Annotated in this window: 11 protein-coding genes; 9 read left to right on the forward strand and 2 right to left on the reverse strand. The window is 68.6% G+C overall.

Annotation, left to right across the window (positions count from 1 at the left end; genetic code table 11):
- Positions 1-25: 25 nt before the first annotated feature.
- Positions 26-1,108: a hypothetical protein gene (locus IPK71_34940; protein ID MBK8218956.1), complete on the reverse strand. Its 1,083-nt coding sequence runs from the start codon at positions 1,106-1,108 to the stop codon at positions 26-28.
- A 266-nt stretch (positions 1,109-1,374) separates the two neighbouring features.
- On the opposite strand from IPK71_34940, the gene IPK71_34945 reads away from it, so the two are divergent.
- From IPK71_34945 to IPK71_34970, 6 genes are all read left to right on the forward strand, one after another.
- The gene (locus tag IPK71_34945) at positions 1,375-2,763 is read left to right on the forward strand and encodes a serine/threonine protein kinase (GenBank protein ID MBK8218957.1); all 1,389 of its coding nucleotides are present in this window, start codon (positions 1,375-1,377) and stop codon (positions 2,761-2,763) included.
- A 46-nt stretch (positions 2,764-2,809) separates the two neighbouring features.
- Positions 2,810-3,754 (forward strand): hypothetical protein, encoded by a 945-nt coding sequence (locus IPK71_34950; protein MBK8218958.1) that lies wholly within the window; start codon positions 2,810-2,812, stop codon positions 3,752-3,754.
- Positions 3,741-4,496, forward strand: coding sequence for a DUF1566 domain-containing protein (locus IPK71_34955; GenBank protein MBK8218959.1), 756 nt, complete (start codon positions 3,741-3,743; stop codon positions 4,494-4,496). Before IPK71_34950 ends, IPK71_34955 begins: the two co-directional genes overlap by 14 nt.
- Positions 4,493-4,954, forward strand: coding sequence for a DUF1566 domain-containing protein (locus IPK71_34960; GenBank protein MBK8218960.1), 462 nt, complete (start codon positions 4,493-4,495; stop codon positions 4,952-4,954). The genes IPK71_34955 and IPK71_34960 overlap by 4 nt, the downstream gene beginning before the upstream one ends.
- Positions 4,955-5,110: 156 nt before the next feature.
- Positions 5,111-6,691, forward strand: coding sequence for a DUF2088 domain-containing protein (locus tag IPK71_34965; protein ID MBK8218961.1), 1,581 nt, complete (start codon positions 5,111-5,113; stop codon positions 6,689-6,691).
- A gap of 184 nt (positions 6,692-6,875) precedes the next feature.
- Positions 6,876-8,105, forward strand: coding sequence for a sel1 repeat family protein (locus IPK71_34970; protein ID MBK8218962.1), 1,230 nt, complete (start codon positions 6,876-6,878; stop codon positions 8,103-8,105).
- 86 nt (positions 8,106-8,191) lie between these two features.
- Here IPK71_34970 and IPK71_34975 read toward each other — a convergent pair whose 3' ends face one another.
- Positions 8,192-9,889 (reverse strand): von Willebrand factor type A domain-containing protein, encoded by a 1,698-nt coding sequence (locus tag IPK71_34975; protein ID MBK8218963.1) that lies wholly within the window; start codon positions 9,887-9,889, stop codon positions 8,192-8,194.
- Between the two features lie 255 nt (positions 9,890-10,144).
- On the opposite strand from IPK71_34975, the gene IPK71_34980 reads away from it, so the two are divergent.
- The 3 genes from IPK71_34980 to IPK71_34990 are packed head-to-tail and all read left to right on the forward strand — an operon-like array spanning position 10,145 to position 16,891.
- Positions 10,145-14,869: an AMP-binding protein gene (locus IPK71_34980; GenBank protein MBK8218964.1), complete on the forward strand. Its 4,725-nt coding sequence runs from the start codon at positions 10,145-10,147 to the stop codon at positions 14,867-14,869.
- A gap of 28 nt (positions 14,870-14,897) precedes the next feature.
- The gene (locus tag IPK71_34985) at positions 14,898-15,962 is read left to right on the forward strand and encodes an NAD-dependent epimerase/dehydratase family protein (protein ID MBK8218965.1); all 1,065 of its coding nucleotides are present in this window, start codon (positions 14,898-14,900) and stop codon (positions 15,960-15,962) included.
- Entirely contained in the window at positions 15,959-16,891 is a 933-nt protein-coding gene (locus IPK71_34990) for a diacylglycerol kinase family lipid kinase (GenBank protein MBK8218966.1), read from the forward strand. The genes IPK71_34985 and IPK71_34990 overlap by 4 nt, the downstream gene beginning before the upstream one ends.
- The last annotated feature ends 43 nt before the right edge of the window (positions 16,892-16,934 follow it).

Raw genomic sequence — 16,934 nt, forward strand, 5'->3', positions numbered from 1 at the left:
TCGAGGCTACCCGAAAAGCTGCGCTTCAGTCCGCTTTGGCGTCGGCTGCGCCATCCGTCGCCCCATCTCCAGCGCCGGCGTCGGGCAGGGGTGCGGGCACGCGCTTCGGGGCCGTCACGGGGACCGCGAGGAAGCGGAGGCCACGCTCCGGCTCACTCGCAGGCGGCGTGGACACACCGACCAGGATGAGCGCAAACGAGCCCGGCGAAGCGAAGAAAGACTCGATGGCCACGCGCGGATCGGACGACTGGTGGATGTCGAAGAGCGACGCCTTGTACGCCCCGGCCGTGAACGTCTCTTTGGTGAAGTCGTTGCCGATGTCGACGATCACGCTCCGGGCCGGCTCGACGGCGATGGTATTGCCGTTGGGCCCCGTGAACGTGACCTCGCCCTTGAACTCGGAGAGGTTGCGGTAGTCGACGGCCATGCGCTTGCCCTGGGAGAGGGCTTGGCTCTGGATGGGGATCGCCTCGAAGCGGAGACCTCGCGGGCCGTCATCGCGGAGGGCGAGGATGCGCCCGGGGCTCGAGAAGGCCGAGGAGACGGGCTGGCCCAGCGAGTCGACGACGGGGACACGCGCGACCTTGCCAGCGCCGAGGCACTTTCCGCCGCTCTGGACGCAGGCGACCTTCGAGCATGGGAGCCCCTCGGCGAGGCGCTCTTTCGTCTCGCCGTCGACGCGGAGGACGAGCATCGTGTCGAGGTTGGCGAGCTCGGGGACGGGATCGAGCGCCACGGCTCCCCCGACATCGACGCCAGCGAGGTTCGAGCGAGGCATGAGCGAGGTCGGGACCGGCGCGATGGGGCTACGGCTGAGCGTGTCCTCCCCGCTCGGTGGGCAGACGCGGAAGGCCGAGTGGCTGCGCGTCGCGTTCACGAGGAGGATGCCGCTCTCGAGGGAGTTGGGAGGAGCGGCGGCTCCGGCGCCGGAGTCTGCAAACTCGGGCTTCTGATCGGCGTTGGGCGCGCGGGCAGCCTCGGCGTCGGCATTGGTAGAGCCCGGCGCCGACTCGAAGGACAAGCTCTCGCTGGCCGCCGAGCAGGCCAGACCGGCCGAGGCCAGCACGACCGAGGACGCAGCGCCGAGGGCGAATGTGCGGGACATCATGGGGAAAGCTCCTTCGCGGAAGGCCGCACCTCGAGGTTAAGCACGACCCGTGCCGACGGGAAATGGGACATCGCCTCGCGGGAAGCGCCGAGAATCGCATGGACTTTCGGCACCTCACGACAATCCGATCCGGCCGCGGGATGTGCCACGTGGCACAGGAGGCCTTTCTCCTCGTGCCGCTCGGATCGGCGTGCGGCAAAGAAGTTGCAGCGGCCCGAGCAGTCCCGCATTCTTTCCGAGAGGCTGTGGTAGCCTCGAGAGGCCCCGTGTCCCAGCCCGAACCCGGCATGATGGTCACCCCGAACGTTCGGCTCACCCGCCCCTTGGGCGAGGGTGGGATGGGAACGGTGTGGGTTGCGGAGCACCTGGCGCTGCGCACCGACGTGGTCGTCAAGTTCATCACGGGCGACCTGGCGACGAACCCCGAGGCCATGGCCCGGTTCGAGCGCGAGGCGGCCGCGGCGTCGCAGGTGAAGAGCCCCCACGTGGTGCAGACGTTCGACCATGGCACGTCGAACGGCATGCCCTACATCGTCATGGAGCTCCTCGAGGGCGAGGACCTCGGCGACTACCTGCACCACCACGGGCGAATGGCCCCGAAGGCCGTGGTTCAGCTCGTGACGCAGCTCGGCCGTGCGCTCGACAAGGCCCACGCCAAGGGCATCGTCCACCGCGACATCAAGCCCAACAACATCTTCCTGACCGAGGGCGAGGGCGGCGAGTTCTTCGTCAAGCTGCTCGACTTCGGCATCGCCAAAGGCGTCGATTCGCCCAAGATCGACAGCGCGACCCGCACGGGCGCCGTGATGGGCTCACCGTACTACATGAGCCCCGAGCAGATCGTGGGCGCGAAGGACATCGGGCCCAAGTCGGATCTTTGGGCGGTCGGCGTGGTGGCGTTCGAAGCGCTCACCGGAGTGCGCCCCTTCGAGGCCGAGACCATGGGCGCGCTCGCCATCTTGATCCACGGCGCCCCGCTCCCGAAGCCCACCGAGAAGGTTCCGGAGCTGCCGCCCTCGCTCGACGCGTGGTTCGAGCGCGCGTGCTCGAGGGACGTCGCGGGGCGGTTCTCGTCGGCGAAAGAGATGGCCGATGCGCTCTCGCGCGCGTTCGCCGAGGCGGGTCACTCGATCGTCCCGGGCTCGCAGGTGCCACCTTCGGCTCCCGTGTCGGACGCGGCCATGTTCGCGAAGACGGCCGAGATGGACACCCCGTTCGCGGTGGCGCCGGCGAAGAGAGCCGAAGGGGTCGAGTCGTCGACGCAGGGGCTCGCCACGAGCACCTCGATGGAGCCGGCGCGATCGAAGAAGGTCGGGCCGCTCGTCGCCGCGGCCGTGGGTGTCGCGGCGATCGTGGGTGTCGCCGCGTTCGCGATGCGTGCCCCGAGCCCCTCGACCGCCGGTAGGCCAGACCCGAGCGCGACGAGCTCGGCGACCACCACCACCTCGAGCGCGACGGCCGCGCTGCCCAGCGCTTCGGGCTCCGCCGCGTTGCCCCCCGTAGGCCTCGCGCCGATGCCGTCGGTGAGCGTTACAGCCGCGCCCTCCGCTCGCCCCACGGGTCACGGCGGAACGAAGCCCCACGCGTCGGCGTCGGCGAGCGCCCAAGCTGCCCCCAAGCCCCCTCCGCCCCCCCCGAATGACCCTCTTTATTAAATATATCAGGCACTTAGCTTTCCCGGCCGCCCTCCTCTCGGCGTCCATGCTCGCGGCCCCGCGTGTGGCTTGGGCCCAGCCTGCGGCGAGCGCGGCCGACCTCGAGACGGCGCGCGAGCTCATCGTCAAAGGGCGCGAGCTCCGCGACAAGGGCGACCTCGCCGGAGCGCTCGAGAAGCTCCGGGCGGCGCACGCGCTGGCGCACACGCCCATCACGGGCATCGAGCTCGCGAGGACACACGTGGCGTTGAAGCAGCCCCTCGAAGCCCGCGACGTGTGCCTCGGGATCGGTCGCATGCCCGTGACGCGCGAAGAGACCACCCGCTCCAAAGAAGCGCGCGACGAGGCCTCGAAAATCGCCGAGGAGATGCGACCCAAGATCGCCTCCATCACCGTGAAGGTGAAGGCCCCGGCCGACCGCACTGTGGTGATCAAGGTCGACGACGTGGTGGTGCCGGTCGCCGGTCTCGAGGGGCGCAAGGTCAACCCTGGCAAACACGTGGTGACCGCCCGCATCGACGAGGGCACCGAGGCTCGCGCGACCCTCGAGGTGCCCGAGGGAGGCGCCAAAGAGATCGCGCTCGAGCCCGAGGTGCCGAAGGCCGTCGCCAAGAGGCCCGACGAGGGCCCGATCGTGGCGAAGCCCGACGAGTGGGTCGAAGAGAAGCGGATCTCGCCGCTCGTCCCCATCGGCTTCGCGGTGGGCGCGGCGGGCGTGGCCGTGGGCTCGGTGGCCGGAATTTTGGCCATCTCGAAGAAGGCGGACCTCAAGTGCGAGAACAACGAATGCAGCGCCACCGCGGCGAGCGACCTCACGACGGCGCGCGCGATGGCCGACGTGAGCACCGTCGCGTTCGTGGTGGGTGGCGTGGGCGTGGTGGTCGGAGTGGCGGGCCTCTTGTCGCCGAGCACCGTGCGCGTGCGAAAAGGCAGCCTGACGCTCGAGCCGTACGTCGCCGGAGCCGGTGGGGGATTTCATGGCACGTTCTAAGCCGCTCTTCGGCCTGGCTACGGGGGCATTCGTGCTGCTCTCGCTCGCCGCGTGCCAGCAGCTCCTCGGCCTCGACAAGCTGAAGAACTGCGACGACGGGGACCCGTGCACCGACGCGTCGACGATCCCCGACGCGTCCGACGGCAGCCTCCCCGACGGCGCCCCCGACGCGAGGGACGACGGAGAGGCGCCCGACACGTCGATCCCCTTCCCCGATGGCTCCACGCCGTCGGACTGGGTGAACTTCCGCATGCCCGCGACGACCGGCGGCCTCGTCGACGCGGCCAGCTTCCCGGACGGCTCCCCCGTGAGGAGCTTGCTCGTCTACGATCCTCTCCCGAGCGACACGCAGATGTTCGTCACCGTGCCCGACGCGGGCTCGCCCCTCGTCACGGGCACGTTCGAGACGGTGTCCAGGCGCGTCTGGATCGCCTTCAACTCGGAGCGAGCCCCATCGAGCTTCGAGGGGGCGCGGGCCGAGTGCGCGGCCGTCGGCGCTCGCGTGCCGACGCGTATCGAGCTCGTCAGCTTGCTCGAGCCGTCGAAGCCGCGGGACGCCGGCTACGTGCGCGACGACGCGTTCGGAGGGCAGACGGTCTCGAACCTCGCGTTCTGGTCGTCGACCGCATCCCGCGAGACCGATGGCGGATTTTCCTTGTGGATCATGGACTTCGCTACGGGCACGACGTTCCGTCAGGCGGCGAGCGGCGGAGCGAAACGGGGTGTCCTATGCGTCAAATGACCTGGCTACGCTCCGCGGCCTTGGCCTCGGCGGTGCTCGTGCTCCCTGCGGTGCTGCACGCGGACGCTCCGCCCGGGCAGTACGGGGCCTACCTCTCGACGGACGACTTCATCGACGACACGAACACGGGCTTTAGCTGGCAGCGTGGCATGCCGAGCAAGGTGGTTACTCCGACCCCAGTCGCCCTCGCAGACGCCCGCTGCCCGGCGTCGAGCGGAGCGTCGCTCCCCACGGTGCGCGAGCTCGCGACCCTGCTCGACAACCAGCCGACCACGGTGCTCGGCAAGCCGGTGCATATCGACCTGAACGCGTTCCCCCGCACCCCCGGCGGCCTCTTCTGGACGATGAGCCGGACCCCGGAGGGCAAGGTGTTCGTGGTCGACTTCGGCACGGGCGAGATCAAGACCGTCGACCCCGCGACGACCACGGCGTACGTGCGCTGCGTCTCGCGAAACTGAGCGCGAGCGGCTGCCGGGAGCGCCTTGGGTCGGAAAGAGGCTGGCGACGATCCGTCGTCCGCCTCGGAGGCTCCGGGAGGGCTCCAGGAGCGTTCTGCTCCTGCGAAATCCCCTCCGCATCGCCACGCGCGAAAAGGCGTGGTAGGACGCGGCGCCATGAGCCACCCCTTGTGCGTCACGCTCGATCGGCGCAGCGCCCCGCGGACCATTTTCTCCGGCGACCGCCTCGTCGAGGTCGACATGCCCGCGGGCACGCGCGTGCTCTACCCGAAGCCGCCGCTCGCCGGCCTGAAGGACGTCGACGCGGCCATTCGCTACGCCATCAGCCACCCGTACAACTCGGACCCGCTCCACGCGAAGCTCCGCCCGGGCATGAAGGTCGTCATCGCGATCGACGACATCTCGCTCCCGCTCCCGCCGATGCGCGCCCCCGACGTTCGCCAGCGCGTGCTCACGGTCGTGCTCGATCTCCTCGCCGATCACGGCGTCGAGGACATCGAGATGATCATCGCGACGAGCGTGCATCGCCGCATGACGGGCCCGGAGATCCGCCACATCGTCGGCGACAAGATCTTCAACGCGTACTACCCGGACCGCCTCTACAACCACGACGCCGAAGATCCGAAGGGGATGGTCGAGCTCGGCGAGACGGAGCTCGGCGAGGTGGTCGAGCTCAATCGCAAGGCCGTCGAGAGCGATCTGCTCATCTACGTGAACCTGAACCTCGTCCCCATGGACGGCGGGCACAAGTCGGTCGCGGTCGGCCTCTGCGGGTACAAGAGCCTCCGCGCGCATCACAACCCGAAGACGATGCGCAACTGCCACTCGTACATGGATCCGTCGTCGTCGGCGCTGGCCACGAGCGTCGAGCGGATGGGGCGGCTCGCGAACAAAAAGCTCAATGTTTTCACCATCGAGACGACGATCAACAACCGCATGTTCGATCGGCCGCTCGAGTTCCTCGCCAAGAACGAGGACGATCTCACGACGAGCGAGCGCGCCGCGCTGAAGGCGCTCACGTTCACGCTGTCGAAGGTGCCTCAGCCCGCGCGCGAGGCCATCTTCCAGCGTGTGCCGTCGCCGTACGAGGTCACGGGCGTGTTCGCGGGCGAGACCGAGGCCGTGCACGTGCACACGCTCCGCAAGGCCTACGAGCAGTACCTGGTGCCCATCAAGGGGCAGGCGGACATCCTCGTGTCGGGCATTCCGTACATCAGCCCGTACAACGTGAACTCGTTCTTGAACCCGCTGCTCGTGCAGGTCATGGCCCAGGGGTACCTCTTCAACCTCTACAAGGGCTCGCCGCTCGTCAAAAAGGGAGGGACGATGATCATCACCCACCCGTGCACCGACCAGTTCGACAAGGAGCACCACGCTCCGTACATCGAGTTCGTGCACAACTTGCTCCCCGAGACGCGCGACGCGATGGAGCTCCACAAGCGCTACGAGAAGAAGTTCTCGCAGAACCCGGCGTACATCCAGATGTACCGCACGGGGCACGCCTACCACCCGACCCACCCGTTCTTCATGTGGTACTGGGGCGAGGCGGGGCGCCAGCACTTGGGTCGCGTCATCGTGGTCGGGGCCGACAACGAGTACATCCCGAAGCTCCTCGGCTACGAGACGGCGCGTTCGATGCCCGAGGCGCTCGAGATGGCGCGAGACACGTCGCCCGCGTCGCCCGAGATCACGATGCTGCATTCGCCGCCGATCATGATGGCCGAGTGCTCGGCGTAGTGCGCTGACGCCACGCTCGAACGGCGAGGTCTCTCGAGGACCTCGCCGTTTTCGTTTGGACGAAGGGAGGCGAGGCCGCGAACGGCTGGCCTACACGTACCGGCGATGTGCGCTTCGTGTCAGCGGGCGCGACGGCGCACGAACGAAGGCACGCGCGCGCGGCGTTTCCGTGTAACGTGCGTGCATGCCGAAGGCTCTTGCCAAGACGTCTGCGAAGAAGACGAAGACCCCGACGACCTCCAAGGCCAAAGCCTCCGCGAATGAGCCGGCAACGAAGAAGCCGAGCCCCGCGCGGGCGAAGGCCGCTCCGAAGAAGGCCGCTCCGAAGAAGGTCGCTCCGAAGAAGGTCGCTCCGAAGAAGGTCGCTCCGAAGAAGGCCGCTCCGAAGAAGGCTGCTCCGAAGAAGGCCGCTCCGAAGAAGGCTGCTCCGAAGAAGGCCGCTCCGAAGAAGGCCGCTCCGAAGAAGGCCGCTCCAAAGAAGGCTGCTCCGAAGAAGGCTGCTCCGAAGAAGGCCGCTCCGTCGCTCGCAAAGACCCGCGGCAAGGCCACGAGCGCGCTCGCTACGCCGACGACGTTGGCGACCGAGCTCCGCGCGCTGCTCCAGGGCGAAGACGGGGTGGCCATTCACCAGAAGGGCGTCGAGCTCTTCTCGGCGATCACGGAAGGTACGCGCGCCGAGTCGCATCTCGGCCTCGTGGCGCTCGCGTTTCGTCGAGCGGGTGAGCTCGGGCACGCCGAGGCGTGGGTCGATTTCGGCCGTTGCCTCGACAACGGTTGGGGCGTGGAGACGGACCACGAAGCGGCCCTCGCCGCTTACGAAGAGGCCGCTCGGCTCGGCTCCGATCAGGGAGCGTTCGCGCTCGCGATGAACGCGTACTGGAACGACGAGGACTACGCGGCCGCCCAAAAATGGGCAAAAAAGGCCCTTAAGGGCGGCGATCCGGTGGGCGCCGTTCGGTACCTGCTCGGGCTCATGGCGTTCCACGGGCGAGGAACGAAGCGCGACAAGAAGGCGAGCTACGCGTTTCATTCGGCCGCGGCGAGCGCCGGAAACGCCGACGCCATGTTCGAGATCTTCGCGCTCGCGTCGACCGGCCAAGGCACCGAGAAGGACGAGCCGAGCGCCGTCGTGTGGCTCATGGAGGCCGCGAAGCGGAACCACCCGCGCGCCCTCTACAACCTCGGAGCGTTCCACGCGATGGGCACGTTCGGGTTCGCCCAGGACTTCGAGGTGAGCGCGAAGTTCTACGAGGCGGCGAGCGAGGTCGGTCATGGGCGCGCCAGCGCGACGCTCGGGACGATGTACCTCGGAGGCCAGGGGGTGCCCCGCAGCGAGAAGAAGGCGAGTGAGTTCTTCTCGCGCGCCGAGGCGCAAGGCTTCGACGTACGCGGGTTCCTCGAAGGCCTCGGCTGAGCGCACGACCGCGCTCGCAGAGACGACGAGAGGGCACCCCGGGTAACTCCGCGGTGCCCTCTTCGTTTTGGTCGATGCTCCGCGCGCTATTTGGCGACGCCGACTCCGACCGCGCCCACGTCCACCCGCTGCCCCGAGAGCTGCGCGGCCTTCGCGACCAGCCCGACGAGCTCCAAGCGCTCGGCTTTTCCGTCGCTCGCGTTCGAGGCGATCCGCGCGAGGGTGTCGAAGCGTGTCTCGGCGGCGTGAGGGCTCTTGCGGAGCACCTCGGCGAACCCGACCACCGCCGCGGCGAAACGGAAGTCCGAGGAGGCAGCCTCGAACGAGGGCGCGATGCTCGAGGTCGACATCGGGAAGACGCTCTCCTCGGCCTGCTCGCCACCGCGCGGGGCTTTGTGCCGCACACGAACCGTGACCGGAGATTTGTCGGTGCGAGTGAGCACCACGTCGTAGACGGCCGTCACGGTGTGGCCCGCCCCGACCTCACCGGCGTCGACCTTGTCGTTGCGGAAGTCGCGGTCCTTGATGTCGCGGTTCTCGTAGCCGACGAGCCGGTAGGTGCGAACCACGCTCGGGTCGAGCTCGACCTGGATTTTCACGTCGCGCGCGATCACCTGGAGGAGCCCGTTCGTCTGCTCGCCGAAGACCCGGCGCGCCTGCTCTTCGGAGTCGATGTAGGTGTAGTTTCCGTCGCCCGAGTCGGCGAGGGCCTCCATCAGCGCGTCCTTGTAGTTGCCGGAGCCGTAGCCCACCGTCGAGAGCGTGATGCCCTCGCCGCGGTGACCGGCGATGATCTTCTTGAGCTCCTGCTGGGAGGTGCGCCCCACGTTGGCGTCGCCGTCCGACAGGACGACCACGCGGCTGACGTGACCTCGAACGAGCGTCTTCTTCGCGAGGTCGTAGGCGAGCGCGAGGCCATCGCCCATGGCCGTCGAGCCGCCCGCGCGGAGGCGGTCGATCGCCGACATGATGGCATCTTTGTTCTCGGCTCCGGTCGGATCGAGGAGCTTCTGGACGCCGCCGGCGTAGGTGCAAATGGCGACCGTGTCACCCTTGACGAGCTTGTCGGTGAGGATCTTGAGGCTCTTTTTGGCAAGCTCCATGCGATCCTGCCCCTGCATCGAGCCGCTCGTGTCGACGAGGTACACGAGGTGCACGGGGACGCGCTCTTGGGCCGAGATCTTCTTGCCTTGGAGCCCGACGCGCAGGAGGTGATGCCCCGCCGCGAAGGGAGAAGGCGCCGCGTCCGTGTAGACTGCAAACGGTTTCTGGGCCGGCGGCGCATAGCCGTACCGGAAGTAGTTCACGTACTCCTCGACACGAACCGAAGCGAACGGCGGCAGCGTCCCTCCGTTGAGCATACGTCGGCCGATGCTGTACGAGGCGGTGTCGACGTCGACGGCGAACGTGCTGAGGCGATCACGCGAGGTGTCGACCACGGGGTTCACGCCGTGATCCTGGTAGTGCTCGGTCCCCTGCGGCTCGGCGGGCTGGGTCGCGACGGGCGCAGGAGCGACGGGCGAGACCACGGGATTCACGGGCATCGGCCCCCCGGCGGGCGGAGGGGGCGGAGCGGAGGGCTGGTCGCGCGGGGCCGCGGGGTAGGCCTGGGGAGCCTGCTCGCTCGCGGGGTAGGCCTGACCTGCCATGGCGGACTCGCGGGCCGCCCCGGGCTCCATGGCCTTCGGCGCGCCAGCCGAGGCGCAGCCCGCGAGGACGTGGGCCAGGGTCATGACGACGATCGACGCACGAAACGTGGAAGCGGGGGCGAAAGACCAACGCATCGGCTCTCCTCTCGGTGGGGCGCCTTGCGCCACCGGGCAACGGGTTCGAGGGGCCGAACGGAGGGGACCGACCGCGCCTTACAGCGGTTCCAAACATTTCGTTTTCACGAAAAACGGTGCGTTGCGGCGTACGCACTCCCGATGCGGGAATTGCGGGGCCTCGGTTGAACGGAGGGGGTGCGTGTTGTAGGAACGCACCTCGCCCGAGCCGCCTCGATCTGCTGAGGACCGAGCCGCAGAGGCCTCTCCCAAGCCATGCACCAGAACGGTACTTCCCACGGAACGAACGGCACGCTCGCCCACGACGTGCCCCCCCCCGCCCCGGCCCTCGCGCCTCTCGAGGTCGGGAAGCTGCTCTCGGGCTCGAAGCTCCTCATCCTCGGGGGGACGGGCTTCCTGGGGAAGATCTTCTGGATCATGATGCTCGACCGCTACCCGAGCATCGGCAAGATCTACCTGCTCGTGCGGAGCTCGAAGAAGGCGACGAGCGAAGAGCGCTTCTGGAGCGACATCGCGACGAGCGAAGCGATGCTCCCGCTCAAGGAGAAATACGGCGACGGGCTCGACGCGTTCCTCCGCGAGAAGATCGTGCCGATCGACGGCGACGTCGGCCGAGAGAACTGCGGCATCGACGCTGCGTGGATCCGCGAGCACAAGGGCGCCCTGCACGCGGTCGTCAACGTGGCGGGTGTGGTGGACTTCAACCCGCCGCTCGACGAGGCCCTCGACACGAACGCCTTCGGGGCGCAAAACCTCGTCTCGCTGTGCCGCGCGCTCGGCGACGCGCCGCTCTTCCACACGAGCACCTGCTACGTCGTCGGCAACCGCTCCGGCCTCATCCACGAGGACGTGCCGGGCACCAAGTACCCGTTCCCGCGCGCCGACGAGCTCGGTCGCGAGCTGTGGGATCCGCAGCGCGAGATCACCGACTGCCTCGACATCGTGGCGCAAGCGAAGAGCCGCTGCGAGGACGCGTTCCGCCAGAGCGAGTTCCTCGAGAAGGCCACGAAGAACCTGCTCGCGAAGGGGGAGCCCACGAGCGGCCCCGCGCTCGCCACCGAGCTCAAGAACGTGAAGCGCAAGTGGGTGAGCGACAAGCTCGTCGAGGCGGGCGTCGAGCGCGCGACCCACTGGGGTTGGCCGAACGTGTACACGTACACGAAGAGCATCGGCGAGCAGATCATCGTGAACGCCGGGATCCGCTACGTCATCGCGCGGCCGGCGTGCTGCGAGAGCACGACGGCGTTCCCGTTCCCCGGCTGGAACGAGGGGATCGGCACGTCGGCGCCGCTCGCGTTCCTCATCATGAAGGGCCATCACCAGGTGGTCGGACGTGACACGACGCTCGACTTCATCCCCGCCGACACCGTGTGCGCGGGCATGATCCTGACGCTCGCGGAGCTCATCGAGGGCACGAACAAGGCCGTCTACCAATACGGAACGAGCGACCTCAACCCGGCGTCGACGCGGCGCCTCGGGGAGCTCATGGGCCTCTACCGGAGGCGCTCGTTCCAGCGCACCGGGAAGGGCAACGCGCTCGCGAACTTCCTCCAGGCGCACTACGAGCCGGCGATCGTCGATCTCGACCGGTACAACGCCTTCGGCCCCGGGCAAATGGCGCGCGCGGCGAGGGGCATGGCTTCGGCGTTGAAGGCCGCCCCCGGGCCCACGGCACGCTTCGCGAAGCCGATCGCCAAGTCGCTCGACGGCTTCGCGTACCAAGAAGAGAAGATCGACATGATCATCCGCCTCTTCTTGCCCTTCACGAGCGAGCAGAAGGGGCCGTTTTCGTGCGCCAACACGCGCGAGGCGTACGCCCGCACGGCGCCGGCCGACCGCGAGAAGCTGCCGTGGTCGCCCGAGACGCTCGACTGGGCCGACTACATGATGAACCAGCACATGCCGGCGCTCGAGAAGCGGGTCATCCCGTGGATGGAAGAGCGGTACCGGAAGGAGCTCAAGCCCCTCAAGGCGCACGAGACGCTGGTCACGCTCACAGACCAGATGGCCGAACGCCACGGGCACGCTGTGGCCCTCGGGCGCTACGAGGGCGACGATGGGTTCACGCGCATCACCTACGAGGACGTGCTCGCGCGGGCCGAGGACGTCGCGGCGCGCCTGTTCGCCGCCGGTGTCGCGAAGGGAGACCGCGTGGTCCTCGCGGGGAAGAACACGCCGGAGTGGGCGATCGCGTACTTCGGCATCATGCGCGCCGGGGCCACGTGCGTCCCGATGGATCCGGACATGGACGCGGCGGCCTTCGTCAACGTCGTGCGCGAGAGCCACGCCAAGGTGGCGATCCTCGACGCGCACGTCGAGAAGAAGGTCGGGGCACACCTCACGGCGGAGCTCGCCGAGGTCGTCCACGTGGCTCTCGTGGCCGTGACCGAGCTCGACCCGCAGCTCTCTCGCCCGCGCGTCGAGGTGCGGGGGGACGACGTAGCGAGCCTCATCTTCACGAGCGGCACGACGGGCAAGCCCAAGGGCGTCATGCTCACGCACGAGAACTTCACGTCGCTCATCGCGTCGCTCGCGCCGCTCTTCCCGCTGTCGTCCAACGACCGGGTGCTCTCGGTCCTGCCGCTGCACCACACGTTCGAGTTCACGGCCGGCCTCCTCTTGCCCTTCTCGCGCGGCACGAAGGTCTTCTATCCTGGCGAAATCACTGGGGATCGCATCACTCGGGCGCTCAAGCAGGGGCGCATCACGGGCATGGTGGGCGTGCCCGCGGTGTGGCAGCTCCTCGAGCGACGCATCCTCTCGCGCGTGCACGCCAAGGGGCGCACGGTGGAGGCGGTGTTCGACGTGGGCGCCGAGGTGTCGCGGTGGCTCTCGAGGACCGCGGGGATCGACGTGGGGCGCTCGCTCTTCGGACCGGTCCACGAGGAGCTCGGCGGCCACGTGAAGTGGCTCATCTCGGGCGGCGCGGCCCTCCCGAAGGACACGCAGAAGCTCTTCTCGGGGCTCGGCTTGAAGCTCACCGAGGGGTACGGCCTCACCGAGGCGGCGCCCGTGCTGGCCGTGGCCAAGGCCGGCTCGCCCGCCGGGCAGGTCGGAAAGGCGATCCCCGGCGTGGAGCTCAAGATCGACTCCCCCGACGCCGACGGAGTGGGCGAGGTGCTCGCGCGCGGCAAGAACGTGATGCGCGGGTACACCGACGAAGAGGCCACCAAAGCCACCATCGACGCGGACGGCTGGCTCCACACGGGGGATCTCGGCAAATTCGACAAGAAGGGCCGGCTCCAGATCGTGGGCCGCTCGAAGGACGTCGTGGTCACGTCGAACGGAGAGAACCTCTACCCGGACGACCTCGAGCGCCTGCTCGGGCACGTGGCCCACATCGAGGAGCTCGCGTTCGTGGGCGTCGAGAGCCCCTCGGGCGGCGAGCGGCTCGCGTGCATCGCGGTGCCCAAGGCCGACGATGGCGTGTCGCGCCACGAGCGCATGTCGCGGGCCGAACGCTCGCTCCGCGACGCCCTCGCGAAGCTGCCCTACGGGAAACAGCCGTCCGTCGTTCATTTGTATGATGCACCTTTGCCGCGCACCTCGACGCGGAAGGTGAAGCGCATCGAGGTCCGTCAGATCCTGCACCGCACGATCGCCGCGACCCAGCGCTCGAAGGACGAGCCGCACGCGACGCCGGTGCGCGCCGCGATCGCGGGGCTGAAGGGCATGAAGCCCGCCGACGTCGCCGGGGACATGACGATCGCGGGAGACCTCGGGCTCGACTCGCTCGCGCTCACGGAGCTGCTCGCGGCGCTCGAAGCGAAAGTGGGCACGATCGAGCCGGACGAGCTCCAGGCCTGCCGCACGGTGGCCGACGTCGAAGTGCTCGTGGGTACGGAGCGACAGAGCCTGCGCCCCCCGAAGGTGGAGCCCGCCGCGCGCTACCGCATCGAGGGGCGCGGGAAGCCCGCCGAGAAGACGGACGACGAGGTCGCGTTCACGCTCCCGCCCGAGCTCCAGTCCGCCGGGAAGAAGCTCATCGGCAAGCTCCAGGACGTCTTCTACGACGGGGTCATGACGTCGCGGGTGTCGGGGCGGGCGTTCATTCCGCACAACCGCAACGTGCTCGTCGTCGCGAACCACGCGAGCCACCTCGACATGGGCTTCGTGCGGCACGCGCTCGGCCACTACGGCGAGGACATCGTGACGCTCGCCGCGCAGGACTACTTCTTCGACAAAAACAGCTTCAAGCGGGCCTTCTTCGAGAACCTGACGAACCTCAAGGCGATCGACAGGAAGAGCGGGCTCCGCGCGAGCGAGCGCCAAGCCGGCGAGGTGCTCTCGCAGGGCAAGACGGTCCTCATCTTCCCCGAGGGGACGCGAAGCCCCGACGGCCAGATTCAAGAGTTCAAGTCGTTCCTCGGGCACCTCGTGCTCACCTACGGCGTGGACGTGCTTCCGGTGTACGTCGGTGGCACACATCAGGCGATGGGCAAGGGCTCGCGGATCCCGACGAAGCGCGACATCTTCGCGCGTATCGGGCCGGCGCTCACCCTCGCCGATCTGAAGCGCCTCACCGAGGGGCTCTCGTACGGAGATGCCTCGCGTGAGGTCGCGAAGCTCGCGCGGGCGGCCGTGGTGGCGCTCCGCGACGGCGACGTGCTCGACCTCGCTCGTGTCGACTCGCTCGACGGCTCGAGGAAGAAGAAGGAGCATCCGCTCGTCACCCTCTTCACGGAGCTCGGGCAGAAGTTCCGCAAGGATCGCGTCGAGAAGCCGGTGTCGTTCTATTTCACGCTGGGGGGCGAGGACCAGGCCAAGTGGACCGTCCGCGTGAACGAGGCGGGCTGCGAGATCAAGCAGGGGAAGCCCGAGGGCGGCACGGCCGACTGCGTGCTGAAGACGAGCCCGGAGATCTTCACGAAGATCGTGAACGGGTACATGCCGAGCCCGGCCGAGTTCATCTCGGGGGCCATCAAGTCGAACGACGTGAGCCTGCTCATGGAGTTCCAGAAGGTGTTCGAGCTCGGCTGAGCGAGCACGACGCGGAGGATCGAAGCGAATGGCACGAATGCTTGTCACCGGAGCGACCGGGTTCCTCGGCGCCCACCTCGTCGCGCAGCTCCTCGAGCGAGGGGACACCGTGGTCGCGCTCTGCCGAGGCGCGGGGCCCGACGTCGCCGTGCGCGGAAAAACCGCGGAGATCGCGCGAGGCGACGTGCTCGATGCCGCGAGCGTCGAGGCGGCGGCCCGCGGGTGCGATGGGGTCTTCCACTGCGCCGGGAAGGTCTCGCGCGACCCCCGCGACGCCGAGGAGCTCCACCTCCTGCACGTCGAGGGGACGAAGCGCACCCTCGACGCGTGCAAGGCGGCCGGTGTGCGGCGCGCCGTCGTCGCGTCGACGAGCGGCACCGTGGCCGTGTCGGCCGAAGAGGACAAGGTCTCGACCGAGGCCGACGAGGCGCCCGTCGGACTCCTCAACCGCTGGCCGTACTACCGCACGAAGCTCTTCGCGGAGCGGGCAGCGCTCGAGCGAAACGCGGCCGATTTCGAGGTCGTGTGCGTGAACCCGACGCTCCTCCTCGGGCCCGGCGATCTGCGCGGTTCGTCGACGGAGGACGTTCGCCTCTTCCTCGAGCGGCGGATCCCCGCGGTGCCTCCCGGTGGCCTCTCGTACGTCGACGTGCGCGACGCGGCGCTCGGGATGATGCTCGCCATGGAGCGTGGTCGGCCCGGCGCGCGGTACCTCCTCGGCGCGAGCAACGTCACGATCCGCGAGTTTTTCGCGCGGCTCGAGCGCATCTCGGGGATCGCGGCGCCCGTGCTCCCGCTGCCTCGTGCTCCCGAGCTCTCCAAGGTGGGCACCGAGCTCGTCGAGAAGATGCTGGGGCGCTTCGGCATGTCTCTCCCGGTCGACCCGGTGAGCTTCGACATGGCGCAGTACACCTGGTACCTCGACGCTTCGCTCGCGGAGGCGGAGCTCGGGTGGTCGCCACGTGACGCGGTGGAAACGTTGGCCGACACGGTGCGCGATCTCCAGGACCGCGGGGTCGTCTGGCCCGAGCCCGATTTCGTGCGGAAAGGGAGCCTCTCGTCGTACCTTCGAGGTGAAGAAGGATCGGCATGAAGAAGCCCGTGCTCGTGGTGAACCCGAAGTCCGGCGGGGGGAAGACCGGCAAGACCTTCGGAGCCATGCGCGCGACGATCGAGAGCCGCATCGGCCCGTGCGACGTCCGTGAGACCGAGCGCTCGGGCCACGCGATCGCCCTCGCCGAGGAGGCCGCTCGTGATGGGCACCCCCTCGTCGTAGCGGTCGGCGGAGACGGGACGTTCAACGAGGTCGTGAACGGGCTCATGCGGGCGAAGACTGCCGGTCACGAAGCGGAGCTCGGCCTCATCGCTCAGGGGACGGGCGGCGACTTCCGCAGGTCCCTCGGCATCGAGCACCGGCTCGACGTGTACCTCGACGCGCTCGCGGGCACGAAGACGCGCCGCATCGACGTGGGGCTCCTCGAGCACGACGGCGGAAAGACACGCTATTTCGTGAACATCCTCTCGGCCGGCATGGGCGGCCTCGTCGATCAGTACGTCGCCGAGGGCAGCCGCGCGATGGGCGGCGGCGCGGCCTACTATTTCGCGTCGCTGAAGGCGCTCGTGAACGCCAAGGTCGGCCACGTGCGCTGCAAGATCACCAAGGGCGGCGAGGTGACCGAGAGGACGGTGCCCACGCTCATGATCGCCATCTGCAACGGTCGGTTTTTCGGCTCCGGCATGAAGGTCGGCCCGATGGCCGAGATCGACGACGGCATCTTCGAGGTCGTCGCGCTCGGGCAGACGTCGAAGCTCGGCTTCGCCGTCACGTCGAACGCGATCTACTCGGGCGGGCACATGCGGGACGCGCGCACGGTGCACATGCGCGGCGACACCATCGAGATGTCGCTCGAGAACGCCGACGCGTCGCCGCACTTCTTGCTCGACCTCGACGGCGAGCCGCTCGGGGGACTGCCCATCAAGGTGACCGTGGTCCCGAAGGCCCTCGCGCTGCGCGTGGCCTGAACGCTCAACCGGCGACGCGTCGGTAGGCCGAGTCTGAATAGGT

The organism is Myxococcales bacterium (assembly GCA_016712525.1).
Lineage (GTDB): Bacteria > Myxococcota_A > Polyangia > Polyangiales > Polyangiaceae > JAAFHV01.